This window comes from Polaribacter sp. Q13, from assembly GCF_016858305.2.
In the GTDB taxonomy this organism is placed as follows: domain Bacteria; phylum Bacteroidota; class Bacteroidia; order Flavobacteriales; family Flavobacteriaceae; genus Polaribacter.
On the sequence record NZ_CP074436.1, the window covers coordinates 1,671,389 to 1,688,290 of the forward strand.

Genomic DNA, 16,902 nt, shown 5'->3' on the forward strand with positions numbered 1-16,902 from the left:
TTATACCTCTAAGTAATTAGAGCATTAATATAAAACCGAAGCTATTAGCTTCGGTTTTTTTTATTTAATACTGCTGCTATTTTAGTTTATTTAATATTCATTAATAAAACAACATCTCTACAATTTAAAAACACTTCTTATTTAAAAAAATAAGCACAAGTTTCTCTTTCTAAAATTTTATATAGATCAAGAAAGAACAAAGTAACTTATGATAGCGCATTAGAGAGGTAAAATACAAGTTTTAAGACGCTCTCTAATTAATAATGAAGAATTGCCAACAATAAGAAAAAAACATAGAATAACTGTATTACTCCAATGCAATCTTCACTATTTTAATTGTAGCAACATACACACTAAGAAAATGGAATAAAACTAGGGATGAACAAAGTCCTAAATCAAAAAAAACCGAAGCTATTAGCCTCGGTTGTTTAATTTAATAATTTTCTATTACTGATTGAATAAAAGGATAATAGTAATCTGTTAAAATTAATCCTTTTTTATAACCAATTATTTTTCCTTTATGGTTTACAAAAACTAATGTTGGAAATGTTCTTATTTGAAACTTCCTTTTTAAATCATTATTTATTTCTATTTTATCAGAAGAAATTAAATCTAAATTTCTAGGACTATCTGCTTCATATAAAATTAAATCTTTGTCTGCTATATCCTTAAATTTTTGAGTATGAAAAAGTTTCTTATCTAATATCTTACAAGGTCCACACCAATCGGAACCCGTAAAATAAATAAGTACTGGTTTCTTTTCGTTTTTAGATTTCTTTAAAGCATCCTTAAAAGTAGGTTGCCAATTTAAAGAAATTGTTTCTTCTAATTCAATTTTATGTTCTTCTATAATTTGTTCTTGTGCAACAATGTTAGCTACAGAAAAGAAACAAATAGATAAACCCAATATAACATTTTTCATGAATGGTAATTTCATCAAAAATATCAAAAATAATACCAAAAAAAAAATTCTATAGAAAACTTGAGATAAATTAAATGAAACCCGCTACCTTTTCAATTATTAAGACCTAAAACTAAATCCAAAAGATTAAGGTTACAAAAACAAAAAGCCGTAATTAAAAAATTACGACTATAGTTATTCCTAGGATATAATAAATTCAATCCCCCAATTTAATTATTACATATTATCTTCAGAATAAGAACAAATATACAATAGTTTAAATACATATTAAAGAATAAACTCCACTAAACTAAAACATTAACTAATTATTAAGGCTGCCTTTACCTTATCTTAAAAAACTAACATAATAAACATTATTGACTATATTCTAATAAATAGATAACTTAAAACATATATTTTTTTTATAAAAAAATAAATAAAATCCAATAAACACCCTATAAAACAACAAAAAAAGAAAATAAAGATTACCGCCTAAACATCGATTAATATTTTAATAAATCTAGTGTTTTTTTACGTTGTACTTTTTTGGTATCCGTTTCTATAAATTCATTCACAAAATAAATATCTTTTGGAACTTCAAATTTTTTAAGTAATTTTAATTGTGCTATTTCTAATTTTAGAGACTTTTTAAATTCCACTGAAGCGAAAGGTTGCTCCACAACTAAAACAAGCTTCTCCCCTAGTTGCTCATCAGTAATTCCTGTAACAAAAAACCGATTTGAAATAATCTTCGATAATTTTTCTTCAATTATTTCCGGATGCAATTTTACACCTCCAGAATTTATTACGTTATCTAAACGACCTAACCACTCAAATTGATGATCAGAAACTAAATCAATACTATCATTTGTAAAAATAACTTCATTTGAAACATTTGGAGCTTTAATTACCAAACAGTTTCTAACGTCTTTATAGATTTCTACATTGGGTAATGTTTGATAAAATTCTTTTTGAAAAGATTTCTGTTCACTATCTACTTGAATTGACAAAGGATTATTCAACCTTTTAACAGCAATATGCGTTATGGTTTCTGTCATACCATAAGTAGCAAAAACAGCACAACTAGAAGTCTGAATTTTTGCTTGTAATTGGTTAGAAACAACACCGCCACCAACAATTAATTTTTTAATTTGAGGTAGCTCAGCTAAAGAATTTTCTAACTGTAACGGAACCATAGCTGTAAAATCATACTGCTTTTTTATCCCACGTAGTGGAAAAGAATTTGGAGCTACTACATCTAATTGCCAACCTAAAACTAAGGCTCTTATCAACATCATTTTACCAGCTATATATTCTGTTGGCAAACACAATAAAGCGATGGTATTTTCTTTTAAATCAAAAAACATTCCGGTAGCTAAAGCAGAATTAATCATCTGACTTTTTTGCAACTTTATCTCTTTTGGAACTCCTGTAGAACCGGAGGTTTTAACAATAATAAAAGTATCCTTAGAAAACCAATTTTCTAAAAATTGATGGATATCATCCGAAAAACCAGCAGTATACGTTAGCATTTCCTCTACAGAAGCAAATGAAATTCCATTTAATTGAAAACTTGTATGAAATCTATCTAATTTCAATCTTCTAAAATTCTATAGTTTTCTTTTAAATTTACAGGTTCTTTAATCTTTCCTGTTAGTTTCTCTATCCAATTTTTCCATCCATATTTTTTAGAAAAAACAAATAAAAGTAGTGGATATAAAACTAAAACAGGGAAAAACATTTCCCAACCCACAGAAGGCTCAGAAGTATCTACATATAAGGCATCCGTTTGAAAAACAGTCCAATTGGTGGTTACAAAAAATGCAGCTACAATATTATTAATGGCATGTAAACCAAGCGATAATTCGGTTCCTTCATCCATTAAAGTGGTAATTCCGTAAAAGAAACCTGTACCAATATAAAAAACCATAGAAATATAACCTAGTTTTTCAACCTCCGGATTTGCTCCATGTAATAAACCAAAACAAACAGATGTTAATACCAAAGGCAACCATCTGTTTTTAGCCAAAATACCCAAACCTTGCATAAAATAACCTCTAAATAATAATTCTTCAAACGAAGTTTGAAAAGGTAAAAACAAAAAAGAAACTGCTAATAATGTAAAAAACGGAACAGGTTTAAAATTCCAAACATAGTTTTCTGGTGATAAAAAAATACCAGCCATAATTACTACTGTAGAGATAATTCCCCAAGAAATAAAACTAAACCAAAAACGTTTCCAATCTATTTTTTTTCTACTGGTAACCAATGATGTAACCGTTCTTTTATGGATATATTTAACTCCAACAATTAAGCTAACTAAACCAAAAAAGAACATTAAAATCATAAAAAATAAGAAGAGATTTTTATCAATTCCTAAGGTCATAAAATTATCTTGAGCTGCTTTTGTAAACTCCGCCATGTTTGCAGAATGCATAATCGCTAATGCCATTAAAGGCAATACGCCAATAATTTGCCATCCTGCAAATACTAACATGATGGTTAATACCCAATAAAACCACTCATTTCGACCTTTATATGCTTGTTGTATGTAATTCATGTTTATAAATTAAAATTCCAGTTTTGAGCTGGATTGTATTGTAATGTTCCGTTTTTAACTACTAACGGACTTGTAAAATTATTTGTAAATAAACAACCAGTTCCCAAACCTTGTGGCAAATCACTTTTTAAGGTATGTGTAAATTGCGCAATCGCATTTAACCCAATATTACTTTCTAAGGCAGATGTAATCCACCAATCGCTATTTATTTCTTGAGCAAATTTAATCCAATCTAAACTCCCTGCAAAACCACCAATTAGACTTGGTTTTAAGATAATGTATTGTGGTTTTATTGTCTGCAACAATTGTTTTTTTTCTTCGGATGAAAACATCCCAATTAATTCTTCATCCAATGCAATTGGTAAAGGTGTTTGTTCACATAAAGCAGCCATTTCTTCTATTTGACCTTGCTTAATAGGTTGTTCTATAGAATGAATTTCTAATTCGGATAAACGTTTTAGTTTTTCTAAAGCATTCTTAGGATTAAAAGCGCCGTTTGCATCTACTCGTAATTCTATTTCTTTCGAAGAAAATTCTTTTCGAATGGATTTTAACAACTCAATTTCAGCATCAAAATCAATAGCACCAATTTTCATCTTGATACATGAAAAACCAGTTTCTAATTTTTCTTTAATTTGCTTTTTCATGAATTCTTTTTCTCCCATCCAAATTAAGCCATTTATAGAAATCGCTTCTTTTCCTTTGGTAAATTCTGATGGAAATAGCTCAAACTTATGCTCGCTTTTAAGCGATAAAAAAGCTTGTTCTAAACCAAATTGAATCGATGGAAATTCTAAGAGTTCATAAAGTAGCCACTCAAGCCCTTTATCTATATTATTACAAACCCAAATAAGTTTTTCTTTATAATTAGGAACATCATCAATACTTAAACCTCTAAACAAACCTGTTTCTCCAATACCCGTTTTACCATTTTCTTCTAAAATGATAAACCAAGTTTCTTTGGTTCTTAAAATCCCTCGAGATGTTCCACTTGGATTTTTAAAATTGAGTATGTATTTATTATATTTAGCTTTTATCAAAAGAAAGAATTATTGTTTTTCTGCAAACGCTTTAAAGTTATTTAAATACGATTGATCTTGTTCTATAAAAGTACCTTTAAAAAAAGGAAAAACACATGCCATTAAATATGTTTCACTTTGGCAACTCACATTTAAAGTTATGGTTGTAACTCCGTTTTCTTCAGTAAAAGTATAATCATCTTTTTTAAGCATTCCTTCTGCATCAAAAAACAAGGTTACCTTTTCATTTGGTACGTATGCCATTACTTTTTCGGTCATGGTTATTTCTTGACCTTGATTTAGAACAACAATTTTATAAATACTTCCTGTTTTTCCAGGGTTGTCATTCATTACCTCGAAAGACTGTACTTCTGGAATCCAATTTTTTATATCTTCTGAATTGTTGAAAATTTTAAATACCTCTTCAACAGATTTATTTACAGAAATTGTAGCCGTATAAGTTGTTTCTTTTACAAACAAACCCGTTAATAGAAAAGCGACTACAATCGTAGAAATGATTCCTAAAATAATTTTAATTGTTTTCATTTTATATATGTATATTTTCTCCTATTTCTAAAACGATTAACTCTTTTCCTTTTGATGCAAATTTAGACTTAGCATCGTTAGCATCTATTTCTATTGGTGGAAATGTATTAAAATGACAGGCAATTACTTTATTACATTCTACTAAATCACTTGCAATAATTGCATCTTCAACTCCCATTGTAAAGGTATCTCCAACTGGCAAAATAGCAGCATCTAGCTTGGTAAACATCGGTATCAATTTCATATCCATAGTTACAGCTGTATCTCCGGCAACGTATAAATTTTTATCTTTAGATGTAATCACAAAACCTCCTGGTACACCACCATAAGTGCCGTCTGCAAAAGAAGAAGTATGAATTGCATTTACATATTTCGCCGAAAAGTTTTCTGTAATAAAAGTTCCTCCGTGATTTAATGCATGTACTTGTAAATCTTTTGCTGCATAATACATCGCTATTTCATAATTAGAAACAATAACTGCATTTGTTCTTTCTGCAATTACTTCCGTATCTAAAACATGATCTTGATGCGCATGTGTTAACAAAATAAAATCTACTTTTAAGCTAGAAATATCTATTTGAGATGCCAATGAGTTTCCAGAAATAAAAGGATCTATTAAAATGTTAATTCCGTTTATTTCTATTGAAAAACAAGAATGTCCTAAAAATTTAATCTTCATATCTTACAATTATATTTGAATTCTAATTTACAAAATTTGACCAACTCCAAAAAGTATGGCAAACATAAAAGTACTTAATGCTACTTTTTTAAGTTCACTGTCTAATTCTGCAGGAATTTTATTTTTTGCTACTGTTTTTACGTTTTTAATTAATGGAACGAAAGCCACCAAAAAAAGAAATTGATAGATTGTTTTAAAGTCGAAAAAAACATAGAAACAAGCAATCGCTAAAGCTCCAAAAATTAAAAAATAATGGTATTTTTTTGCCGTTTCATTACCTAATTTAACTACTAATGTATTTTTATTATTCTTTTTATCCTCTTCCCTATCTCGTAAATTATTTAGATTTAAAACAGCTGTACTTAACAAACCAACGGAAATTGCAGGCAAGAAAATAGCGTAATCAATTTGTTTTATATACAAGAAATAACTGCCCACAACGCTTAATAAACCAAAAAACAAAAAAACAAAAACATCTCCAAAACCACTATAACCATAGGCTGAATTACCTACTGTATATTTTATAGCTGCCGCAATTGAAGCAATACCTAAAACAAAAAATAAAATTGAATACCAAAAATTTTCTTTTCCAAAAGAAACATAAATCAATAATAAAGCTATTATTAAGGTGATAATTGTGGTAACTATCATAGCCAATTTCATTTGTTTCGGCGTAATTGCTCCTGATGAAACCATACGTGCTTCTCCTGTTCTATTTTTATCAGAACCTTTTATGCCATCTCCATAATCGTTTGCAAAGTTTGATAATACCTGAAAACCAATTGTTGTTAAAATTGCCAACCAAAAAATAGGAGATTCAAAAATTGAAATATGATTATTCAATTGATCAATTCCTAAAAAACTTCCAACAATAATTCCTGAAACGGATAAAGGTAAAGTTCTTAAACGAGCAGCTTTTACGTAGTTTTTAATCATCTTTAGAACAAAAATTCTGACTTATTTAAAATGATATTCCCGCATAAGCGGGAATAATAAATATATTTTTAAACGTTGGTTATTTTATAATTTATTAGCTTCTGCTATTAACTCTGCAATATCTTTAACAACCACTTCTGCTTCTTTTTCTTTAAATTTAATTCCATCTGTCATCATGGTATTGCAATATGGGCAACCTGTTGCTATAATATTTGGTTTGGTTTCTAAAGCATCTTCTGTTCTTAAAACATTAATCTCCTTGTCCCCTTTTTCTGCGTCTTTAAACATTTGTGCACCTCCTGCACCACAACATAAAGCGGTAGATTTATTGCGTTTCATTTCGGTTAAATTAACCCCTAATCTTTTTATTAATTCTCTAGGAGATTCATAAACGTCATTGGCTCTCCCTAAATAACAAGGATCGTGAAAGGTTACTCTTTTTCCTTTTAAAGTAGTGTCGTCAATCTTTAAACGCCCTTCTTTAATTAAATTTTGTATAAATTGTGTGTGATGAAAAACTTCATATTTACCTCCTAAACCAGGATATTCGTTTTTTAATGTATTAAACGAATGCGGATCACAAGTGACTATTTTTTTCACTTCGTACCCATTTAACACTTCAATATTCATCATTGCTTGCATTTGAAACAAGAATTCATTTCCTGCTCTTTTTGCTGCATCTCCAGTAGAAGATTCTTCGGTTCCTAAAACTGCAAAATCTACTTTAGCTTGATGTAATATTTTTACAAATGCTCTTGATATTTTTTTTGCTCTATCATCATAACTTCCTGCTGCTCCAACCCAAAACAACACTTCTGGTTGCTTACCTTGAGCCATCATATCTGCCATTGTTGGTACCATCATAAATTATAAATTTTAAATTATGAATTATGAATTAGTACAATTCGTAATTGATAATTGTTAATTGAAAAATTATTTTACTCCTCGTTTGCCCAGTTTAATCTGTCTTGTTGATTGTATTGCCAAGGCGCACCGTTATTTTCGATGTTTGTCATCATCATATTTAACTCTTGTGGCGCTGCACTTTCTTCCATTACTAAATATCGTCTCATATCCATAATAATAGATAATGGATCGATATTTACAGGACATTCCTCTACACAAGCATTACAACTGGTACATGCCCAAAGTTCTTCTGGAGAAATATAATCGTTTAATAATTGTTTACCATCATCAACAAAAACACCTTTATTAGCATCGATATTTCTACCAACTTCTTCTAAACGATCACGAGTATCCATCATGATTTTTCTTGGTGATAATTCTTTTCCTGTAAGATTTGCAGGACAAACAGATGTACATCTACCACATTCGGTACATGTATAAGCATTCATTAACTGAACCCAACTTAAATCTGCAACATCAGATGCTCCAAATTTTTCTGGAATAGCTTCTTCTTCTCCTTCTGGTGGTGCTGCATAAGGGTCTGCATCCGGATCCATCATTAATTTTACTTCAGTAGTAACAGAATCTAAATTTGTAAACTGTCCTTTTGCATTTAAATTTGCAAAATACGTATTAGGAAATGCTAATAGTATATGTAAATGCTTAGAATAATATAAGTAGTTTAAGAATACTAAGATTCCTAAAATGTGAATCCACCAACAAGTTCTTTCTATGGTATGCAATCCTTCTGCAGAAAAACCATCAAATAATGGTGTAATAAATTGGCTTATTGGATTTCCTATACCTGCTTGCTGAAAATGAACATCAGTGGCATTCATCACCAAAAACAAGGTCATTAACACCATTTCAAAATAAAGAATGTTATTTCCATCTTTTTTAGGCCAACCTTTCATTTCTTTACTTAAGAAACGTTTTATGTTAGATACATTTCTACGTAACCAAAAAATTACAACTGCTACAAAAACTAGCGCCGCTAAAATTTCGAAAAAACCAATTAAAAATGCGTAAAAACCATCACCTAAAACTTCTTGAAAAATTCTATGTGACCCAAATAATCCATCAATAATAATTTCTAAAACTTCTATATTTATAATTATAAAACCAACATAAACAATGATATGAAGAAATCCGGAAAGAGGTCTTTTTACCATTTTAGATTGCCCTAGTGCAATCTTAATCATATTTTTTAAACGTTCTGGTTTTTTATCTTTTCTATTAACATCTTTACCTAAGTTGATATTTCTTATTAATTTGCGAATATTCATCACAAAAAAACCAAGTCCGAAAGCTAACGCTAACGCAAAAATTATATTTGGCAAGTATTGCATATTAAGTTTTTATAAAATTAGTTATTAGCTTCTTTTTCTAATTCGGTGTCTTTATTAGGTGTGTAGGCTTTTGCTTTTTTACCAAATAATGAAAAATGTACAAATCTTTTTGGATGTAACTTCATTTCTCTAAGTAATTCTTCTAATTCTTTAGAAGCGTTTTCTAAATTTGTATACATGGTTTCATCGGTTATTAACTTACCAATGGTGCCTTTTCCGGTATTAATACCTTCTAACATTTTATTTACAGAATTAAGCGATACTTCCGCTTTTTTCATTATTTCACCAATATTTACCTTTGCTAAAGTATCAGAAACTTTTGCAAAATTTGCCGTAATTGTTTTTGTGTTTTTTACACTTTCTTTTAAATCAGAAGAGGTAGCGTTTATCATCCCATTAACAGAAACCATCATTTTTTTAACTTCTTTTAAAGTAGTTTCTAAACTGGTTACAGAATTTTTTAAACTCTGTTGTGTGTTTGTATCTAAAACTTTATTTACATTTCTAAATAAAGAATCGGCGCTAACCATTACGTCTTCTAATTTTGCTTGAATAGGATCTAAACGTTCTCCTATAGAAGTAAATAAACTAGATTCAATTTGTCCTTTAAGATAATCTCCGGAGACGGCATCTTCTCCTTCATAATGAGGTATTATTGCCAAGTTAGACCCACCTAATGGGCTTGGAGAATATATTTTTACAACACTATTTTTAGAAAACTGAAAATCTTTATCAATAGAAAAACGAACTATTAATTCCCCTTTCTTATCTGCTGCTTTATTAAAGGCAATATCAACAACTTTACCCACTTTTAACCCATTAATAGTTACTAAACTAGATTCTGTTAAACCTCCAATATTTGAGTATTCTACTTTAAAGTAACGGGTATTTCCATCAAACAAGTTTTGTCCTTTTAAAAAATTATATCCCCAAATAAATATGAATATAATAATAACCGCTACAATTCCTGTTTTTAATTCTTTAGACATCCATAAAAATTTAATAACAAAACTACTAATAATTTTTGGTTGAGACCACCAAAACTATTGCATTTTAACTGCATCTTGTACAGATACCTTTTCTCCATTCTTAAAAGCAACGATAAATGCAGATGTATACCCTTTAGATTTTGCAAGCTTTAAAGATTTTTTTACTTTGGAATAGTTAGAAGAATTTCCATAATAATATTTATAATAACTCCCCACAGAGATTCTCTCTACATCTTTTAAGCCCTTAAAGTTATATGACTTGGTTGCTATTTTATTTCTTCCGGAAGCAATTTGAACTTTAAATAAAATATTTTCTACATCCTTTTTATCTACTACATTATTAACAACTGTGTTTATTTTTAAATTATTAATGTAATTTAAAACAGCATCAGCAATAGAATTCCCCATTTGTGCTTGCCCTCTTTTAGAATTTAAAAATCTTCCTTCTGTTTTATTGGTTAAAAAACCTAATTCTACCAATACACTTGGCATGATGGTTTCTCTTAAAACCTGAAAATTATCTTGCTTTACTTTTCTATCATGTCTTTTTAATTTTGAGGCCAAATTATACTGAATTAAACTGGCCATAGCCAAACTTCTATCTAAGTTTTCTTCTTGTAAAAGAGATAATCCAATTACAGACTCTGCTGAATTTGAATCAAAACCTACATACTTATCTTTATAATTATCTTCTAAAAATATAGCTGCATTTTCTCTCTTTGCAATTTCTAAATTCTTTTTATTACCTCGTAACCCCAAAACAAAAGTACCTGCTCCATAAGCATTTGATGTATGAGAATCGCAATGTATCGATATAAATAAGTCTGCTTTTGCATGATTGGCTATATCTCCTCTTTTCCATAAATCTATAAAAACATCCTTATTTCTAGTATAAAGTACTTTTATATCTTTCTTTTCAGATAGCTTTGCGCCTACTTTTAGAACAACTTTTAAAGCTATATTTTTCTCTTTGTACCCATTACCTAGGTTTCCAGGATCTTTACCTCCATGACCTGCATCTATAACTATAACATATTTTTTTTGTGCAAACATTAATGATGAATTCATCAATAATGAGAACGCAAAGAGAAAAAAGAGAAGTTTTCTTACTTTCATCTTAATTTTGTGATTTTCTTTAATTTGCATCAATAAAATTTAACTATTTTTGGCTTCCTTAAATTTGGTGTTCCAAATATTGAGCCATACTTTTACCTTTATACAAAAATAGCATTTAAAGCATTGCAAACAAACCTATCATACATACTTTTATTTTGCTGTATTTTTTTTATAGAAACAGGCTTTTCTCAAGACCTAACCTCTGTAGATAAAACAGAAATTACTGACGTTAAGAAAGATTCTCTATTTAAGAGTAAAAAAGATTCTTTACTTTTAAAAAAAATAGACACTATAGCTTTAGATTCTTTGAAGCCAAAAGAAACCATAGAAGATATTATTGTACATGTTGCTAAAGACTACACCATACAAAATGCAAAAGACAAAACGGTTACTCTTTATAATGAAGCAAACATTACGTATACAGATATCGATTTAAAAGCGGGTATCATTGTTGTAGACTATAAAAAAAATACACTATTTGCAAAAGGAATTATAGATAGTACCGGTTATGTACAACGCCCAGTTTTTAAACAAGGATCTCAAGAGTCTGAACAAGATTCTATGATTTATAATTTTAAAAGTAAAAGAGCTTTAATCTATGGTTTAAAAACCAAACAAGGAGAAATGTTTACCTATGGTGAAAAAACCAAACGGGTAAATGATTCTACTATTTATGTAAGAAACATACGTTTTACTACTTCAGAAAAAGAAAATCCAGATTATTATATTGCCACAGACAAAGCAAAATTAGTGCCTGGAAAAAAAATTATTGTGGGTACAAGTAACCTGGTTTTGGCAGACATACCTACGCCTATCTTTTTACCTTTTGCCTATTTTCCAATCACTGAAACTAGTGTATCTGGGTTTTTAATTCCGTCTTTTGATACAGGTAGTAGTGACAGAGGTATTGGGTTTCAAAATGGTGGTTACTATTTTGCCATTAACGATTATATGGATTTAACGGTTTTGGGTGATGCCTATTCTAACGGAAGTTGGGGATCTAGAATATCGTCTAACTATAGAAAGAGATACCGTTTTAATGGTTCTTTTAGTTTAAATTTTGAAAATAACATTGATGGCATTAGAGGTTTTGATGATTATAGTAAATCTAACAACTTTAATATTAGATGGTCTCATAGTCAAGATTCAAAAGCGAGTCCTAACTCTAGATTCTCTGCATCTGTAAACCTAGGAAGTAGTAAATTCTTTAGAGAATCTCAAAATCAATATAACGTTTCTCAGACCTTAACAAACACCTTTAACTCTTCTATAAATTACAGTAAAACATTTGTTGGCACACCGTTTAACATGAACCTTACTGCCAGTCATCAACAAAACACAAATACAGAAGCAATTACAATGACTTTACCGTCATTAACTGTAAATATGAGTAGAATCTATCCATTTGCAGGCAAAGGAGGTATTCAAAAAACACCTATTCAGAAAATGGGTTTTACTTACACCATGCAAGGTCAGTATTTAATTAATACTACAGATGATGAATTTTTTACTAGTAAAATGTTTGAAACCGCAAGATCTGGAATGCAACATAAAACAGGTACTAGTACAAATATAAAAGCGTTTAAATATTTTACATTATCACCAAGTGCAAATTATGAAGAAACTTGGCAGTTTGATTATATTCAAAAAGATTATGATGTTACAGACAATGTTGTGGTAACCGATACACTTAGAGGTTTTAAAAGTTATAGAGAATACAATGCTGGTATTAGCTTATCTACTAATATTTACGGTACTTTTAACTTTAAAAAAGGAAGATTAAAAACAATTAGACACACTTTTAGACCTTCTATTTCTTATTCTTATAGACCAGATTTTAAAGACAAATACATAAAACAAGTACAACAAAGTGCAGATGCAACAGATTTATTAGACTACACAGTTTATGATCAAGGCATTTACGGTGCTCCTTCTTCTGGTTTAAGTAATTCTATAGGAATTTCTTTGAATAATGTTTTAGAAGCTAAAGTAGCCCCAAAAGACCCAGATAGTGACGAGGAAGATGAAAAAATTACCATTTTAAATAATTTAAATTTTAGTAGTTCTTATAATATTGCTGCGGATAGCTTGCGATGGTCTCCTGTTAGTTTTTCTGCAGGAACACGATTATTTAAAGATAAATTATCTGTTAATTTAAGTGGTTCTATGGATCCTTATAAAGTAAATAGCGCAGGAGTAAGAATCAATGAATATAATGCAAATATTTTAAGGTTAACAAACGCTAATTTAACCGCAAATTATTCCATTTCTAGTGCAGATTTTGATAAGGATAAAAAAGATAAATCGAAACAAGACGGTAACGGAGGGCAAAATAATGTAGATGTTATTGGTGCAGACATAAACCCAACAGATAGATTTGGACAAAAAAATGCGATTAATACAGATGAAGAAGATAAAAATAAAGAAGCTAAGTTATATAGAGCAGATATACCATGGTCTATAAATTTAGCATACTCTACTAATTATACTAATAACGGTATAGATGGCGGAAGTATTGGTGTACACAGTATTATGTTTAGTGGTAATTTAGAACTATCTCCAAAATGGAAAATGGGGTACTCTTCTGGTTATGATGTTAAAGGAGGTGCTTTTACGTTTTCTAGATTTAATTTCACTAGAGATTTAGATAGCTGGCAGTTCAATTTTAATTGGGTTCCTTTTGGTACAAATTCTTCTTACACGTTTTTTATTGGTGTAAAATCTTCTGTTCTATCTGATCTTAAATGGGATAAAACTAAACCAGCGGATAGAAGGTTGTTTTAGTATTCAGTATTCAGTATTCAGTATTCAGTATTCAGTATTCAGTATTCAGTATTCAGTATTCAGTATTCAGTATTCAGTATTCAGTATTCAGTATTCAGTATTCAGTATTCAGTATTCAGTATTCAGTATTCAGTATTCAGTATTCAGTATTCAAAACTAAAAAATCTTAACTGTCAAGTTATAAGAATCGTTAAAACTTATTAACTTTGTTACATTACAATTCAAAAAAACTTAAAAATTACAATACCATGAAAAAAATAATAACTACTTCAAAAGCACCAGCTCCAATAGGACCTTATAATCAAGCTGTATTAAGTGGCAACACATTATATACTTCTGGTCAAATTGCCATCAATCCAGAAAACGGAGAATTGGTTTTATCTTCCATAAAAGAAGAAACAACGCAGGTTATGGAAAATCTAAAAGAAGTTTTAGCTGCCGCTGATATGACTTTCGAAAACGTAATTAAAACGTCTATTTTTATTTCTGACATGAATAATTTCGGAGAAATAAATGCTATTTACGGAAACTATTTTAATGAAGAAACTGCTCCTGCAAGAGAAACAGTTGAAGTAGCAAATTTACCAAAATTTGTAAATGTAGAAATTAGTGCAATTGCCATTAAATAGCTTTAATTAATAAATCTGCAGTAGCAGGATTAGTTGCTAAAGGCACATTGTGTACATCGCAAATTCTAAGTAACATCATAATATCTGGTTCATGAGGATGTTTTGCATGAGGATCTCTAAAAAACAACACCATATTACATTTACCTTCTGCAACTCTAGCAGCAATTTGAGCATCTCCTCCAATTGGCCCAGATAAAAACTTAGTTACTTTAAACCCAGCTTTCTCTGCTTTAGTACCAGTTGTTCCTGTAGAAACTAGATTAATTTTCTTTTGAAGTAAAGCTTCTTTATGTTCATTTAAAAATTGAACCATTTCTGCTTTCATACCATCATGAGCAATGATTGCTATTTCCATAAAATATGTATTAAATTTATTATCTTCTAAAGATAAAAAAACCTGATAGAAAATTAATTCTATCAGGTTTTTATTTATGTATAAACTACTTTATATTATAAAGAAGCAGCGTATTCGATTAAGTCTACAATCTTAGTTGAATAACCCATTTCGTTATCATACCAAGAAACAACTTTTACAAAGTTATCGTTTAATGCGATACCAGCTTTAGCATCAAAGATAGAAGTACGAGTATCTCCAACAAAGTCTTGAGAAACTACCATATCTTCAGTGTATCCTAAAACACCTTTCATTGTATCACTTTCTGAAGCAGCTTTCATTGCAGCACAAATTTCTGCGTATGTAGCTGGTTTTTCTAACTTCACAGTTAAATCTACAACAGAAACATCCATAGTAGGAACTCTAAAAGCCATACCAGTTAATTTTCCGTTTAATGCAGGAATTACTTTTCCAACAGCTTTTGCAGCTCCAGTTGAAGAAGGAATTACGTTACCAATAGCAGAACGTCCACCTCTCCAGTCTTTCATAGAAGGACCATCAACAGTTTTTTGAGTTGCAGTTGCAGCATGTACAGTTGTCATTAAACCTTCTGAGATTCCCCAGTTATCGTTTAATACTTTTGCAATAGGAGACAAACAGTTTGTAGTACAAGATGCATTAGAAAAAATCTTTTGATCTGCTTTTAATTCTGTATTGTTAACACCCATTACAAACATTGGTGTATGATCTTTAGATGGCGCAGATAAAACTACTTTTTTAGCTCCAGCTTCTAAGTGTTTTCCTGCAGTTTCTTCTGTTAAGAAAAATCCTGTAGATTCAATTACATATTCAGCTCCAATTTCATCCCATTTTAAATCTGCTGGGTTTCTTTCTGCTGTAATTCTAATTTCGTTTCCGTTTACAATTAATTTACCGTCTTTTACATCAACAGTTCCATCAAATGCTCCGTGAACAGAATCGTATTTTAACATGTAAGCTAAATAATCTACGTCTAATAAATCATTAATACCTACTACTTGTACGTCTTTTCTATTTACTGTAGATCGGAATGCTAATCTTCCAATTCTTCCAAATCCGTTAATTCCTATTTTAATCATTTTAATCGTTTTTAATTAATTATTTTATGTTGTTATAATATCTGAAATTCTAAGTAACTCATAGTTTATGGAGTGACCGCCAGAAATTGCTTCTCTAATATCGGTACTAATCACTTTATTATCTTTTAAACCTACCATTAAATTTGTTTTACCGTCTAATAGTAACTCTACGGCTTTTACACCTAATCTACTTGCTAAAACTCTATCGAAGCAAGATGGAGAACCACCTCTTTGCATATGCCCAAGAATAGAAACTCTAACGTCATATTCTGGTAAATTTTCTTCTACATATTTAGCTAATTCGTAAACGTTTCTTCCTGATTTATCACCTTCTGCTACTACAACAATACTAGATGATTTACCTGCTCTTCTACTTCTTTCTAAAGACTCTAGTAATCTATCTAATCCTAAATCTTCTTCAGGAATTAAGATTTCTTCTGCTCCTGCTCCAACACCTGCATTTAATGCAATAAAACCTGCATCACGTCCCATAACCTCAACAAAGAAAAGTCTGTTATGTGAAGATGCTGTATCTCTAATTTTATCAATTGCTTCTACAGCTGTGTTTAAAGCGGTGTCGTAACCTAAAGTATGTGATGTACCAAAAATATCATTATCAATAGTACCAGGAATACCAATTACAGGAAAATCAAATTCTTCATTAAATAATACTGCTCCTGTAAAAGAACCATCACCACCAATTACAACCAATGCATCTACCTCACGTTCTACTAAATTCTCGTAAGCTTTCTGTCTTCCTTCTTTAGTTCTAAATCCTTTAGACCTTGCAGATTTTAAGATTGTTCCTCCTTTGTTTATTATATTATGAACACTTCTTGCATTTAATTCTACAAGATCATCTTCAATTAAACCTTCATACCCTCTATATATTCCTACACAACCTAAACTATAATAGGCACAAGTCCTAACTACTGCTCTAATTGCGGCGTTCATTCCAGGAGCATCTCCCCCAGAAGTCATAACGGCTATTTTTTTTATTTTCTTCATATATTCTGATGTAAATTTACTGCTTTAT

Annotated in this window: 16 protein-coding genes; 2 read left to right on the top strand and 14 right to left on the bottom strand. The window is 30.0% G+C overall.

Translation table 11 applies throughout. The features are described from left to right. Nucleotides 1-433: 433 nt before the first annotated feature. From JOP69_RS06970 to JOP69_RS07020, 11 genes are all read right to left on the bottom strand, one after another. The gene (locus JOP69_RS06970; protein WP_203394558.1) at nt 434-922 is read right to left on the bottom strand and encodes a thioredoxin family protein; all 489 of its coding nucleotides are present in this window, start codon (nt 920-922) and stop codon (nt 434-436) included. Between the two features lie 482 nt (nt 923-1,404). After that, nucleotides 1,405-2,499, bottom strand: a complete 1,095-nt coding sequence (locus tag JOP69_RS06975; protein WP_252191203.1) for an AMP-binding protein — start codon at nt 2,497-2,499, stop codon at nt 1,405-1,407. Continuing rightward, the gene (locus JOP69_RS06980) at nt 2,496-3,461 is read right to left on the bottom strand and encodes a CPBP family intramembrane glutamic endopeptidase (RefSeq protein ID WP_203394557.1); all 966 of its coding nucleotides are present in this window, start codon (nt 3,459-3,461) and stop codon (nt 2,496-2,498) included. Before JOP69_RS06980 ends, JOP69_RS06975 begins: the two co-directional genes overlap by 4 nt. A 2-nt stretch (nt 3,462-3,463) precedes the next feature. Next, on the bottom strand, nt 3,464-4,501 hold the full coding sequence (locus tag JOP69_RS06985; protein ID WP_203394556.1) for an o-succinylbenzoate synthase: 1,038 nt from the start codon (nt 4,499-4,501) through the stop codon (nt 3,464-3,466). 9 nt (nt 4,502-4,510) lie between these two features. Next, nucleotides 4,511-5,026, bottom strand: coding sequence for an SRPBCC family protein (locus JOP69_RS06990; RefSeq protein ID WP_203394555.1), 516 nt, complete (start codon nt 5,024-5,026; stop codon nt 4,511-4,513). A gap of 1 nt (nt 5,027) precedes the next feature. Next, entirely contained in the window at nt 5,028-5,705 is a 678-nt protein-coding gene (locus JOP69_RS06995) for a metal-dependent hydrolase (RefSeq protein ID WP_203394554.1), read from the bottom strand. Nucleotides 5,706-5,732: 27 nt separating this feature from the next. Continuing rightward, a complete protein-coding gene (gene menA / locus JOP69_RS07000; protein WP_203394553.1) occupies nt 5,733-6,641 on the bottom strand; it encodes a 1,4-dihydroxy-2-naphthoate octaprenyltransferase in 909 nt (302 codons plus the stop codon). Nucleotides 6,642-6,725: 84 nt separating this feature from the next. Beyond that, complete coding sequence (locus tag JOP69_RS07005) at nt 6,726-7,505, bottom strand: (Fe-S)-binding protein (protein ID WP_203394552.1); 780 nt, start codon at nt 7,503-7,505, stop codon at nt 6,726-6,728. Nucleotides 7,506-7,579: 74 nt separating this feature from the next. Next, nucleotides 7,580-8,896: a (Fe-S)-binding protein gene (locus JOP69_RS07010; RefSeq protein ID WP_203394551.1), complete on the bottom strand. Its 1,317-nt coding sequence runs from the start codon at nt 8,894-8,896 to the stop codon at nt 7,580-7,582. 17 nt (nt 8,897-8,913) lie between these two features. After that, complete coding sequence (locus JOP69_RS07015; protein ID WP_203394550.1) at nt 8,914-9,885, bottom strand: MlaD family protein; 972 nt, start codon at nt 9,883-9,885, stop codon at nt 8,914-8,916. Nucleotides 9,886-9,939: 54 nt separating this feature from the next. Further along, nucleotides 9,940-10,953: an N-acetylmuramoyl-L-alanine amidase gene (locus tag JOP69_RS07020; RefSeq protein ID WP_252191204.1), complete on the bottom strand. Its 1,014-nt coding sequence runs from the start codon at nt 10,951-10,953 to the stop codon at nt 9,940-9,942. A 171-nt stretch (nt 10,954-11,124) separates the two neighbouring features. Between JOP69_RS07020 and JOP69_RS07025 the strand changes: the two genes are divergently transcribed. Both JOP69_RS07025 and JOP69_RS07030 read left to right on the top strand, forming a co-directional pair. Then, nucleotides 11,125-13,785 carry a putative LPS assembly protein LptD gene (locus tag JOP69_RS07025; protein WP_203394548.1) on the top strand — a complete coding sequence of 887 codons (2,661 nt, stop codon included), beginning with the start codon at nt 11,125-11,127 and terminating at the stop codon, nt 13,783-13,785. Nucleotides 13,786-14,033: 248 nt separating this feature from the next. Next, a complete protein-coding gene (locus JOP69_RS07030) occupies nt 14,034-14,414 on the top strand; it encodes a RidA family protein (RefSeq protein WP_203395183.1) in 381 nt (126 codons plus the stop codon). Here JOP69_RS07030 and JOP69_RS07035 read toward each other — a convergent pair. From JOP69_RS07035 to pfkA, 3 genes are all read right to left on the bottom strand, one after another. Then, the gene (locus JOP69_RS07035) at nt 14,407-14,769 is read right to left on the bottom strand and encodes a methylglyoxal synthase (protein ID WP_203395182.1); all 363 of its coding nucleotides are present in this window, start codon (nt 14,767-14,769) and stop codon (nt 14,407-14,409) included. The genes JOP69_RS07030 and JOP69_RS07035 overlap by 8 nt on opposite strands. Before the next feature lie 95 nt (nt 14,770-14,864). Continuing rightward, on the bottom strand, nt 14,865-15,866 hold the full coding sequence (gap, locus tag JOP69_RS07040; protein WP_203395181.1) for a type I glyceraldehyde-3-phosphate dehydrogenase: 1,002 nt from the start codon (nt 15,864-15,866) through the stop codon (nt 14,865-14,867). A 24-nt stretch (nt 15,867-15,890) separates the two neighbouring features. Continuing rightward, nucleotides 15,891-16,874 carry a 6-phosphofructokinase gene (pfkA, locus tag JOP69_RS07045; protein WP_203395180.1) on the bottom strand — a complete coding sequence of 328 codons (984 nt, stop codon included), beginning with the start codon at nt 16,872-16,874 and terminating at the stop codon, nt 15,891-15,893. Between the last annotated feature and the right edge of the window lie 28 nt (nt 16,875-16,902).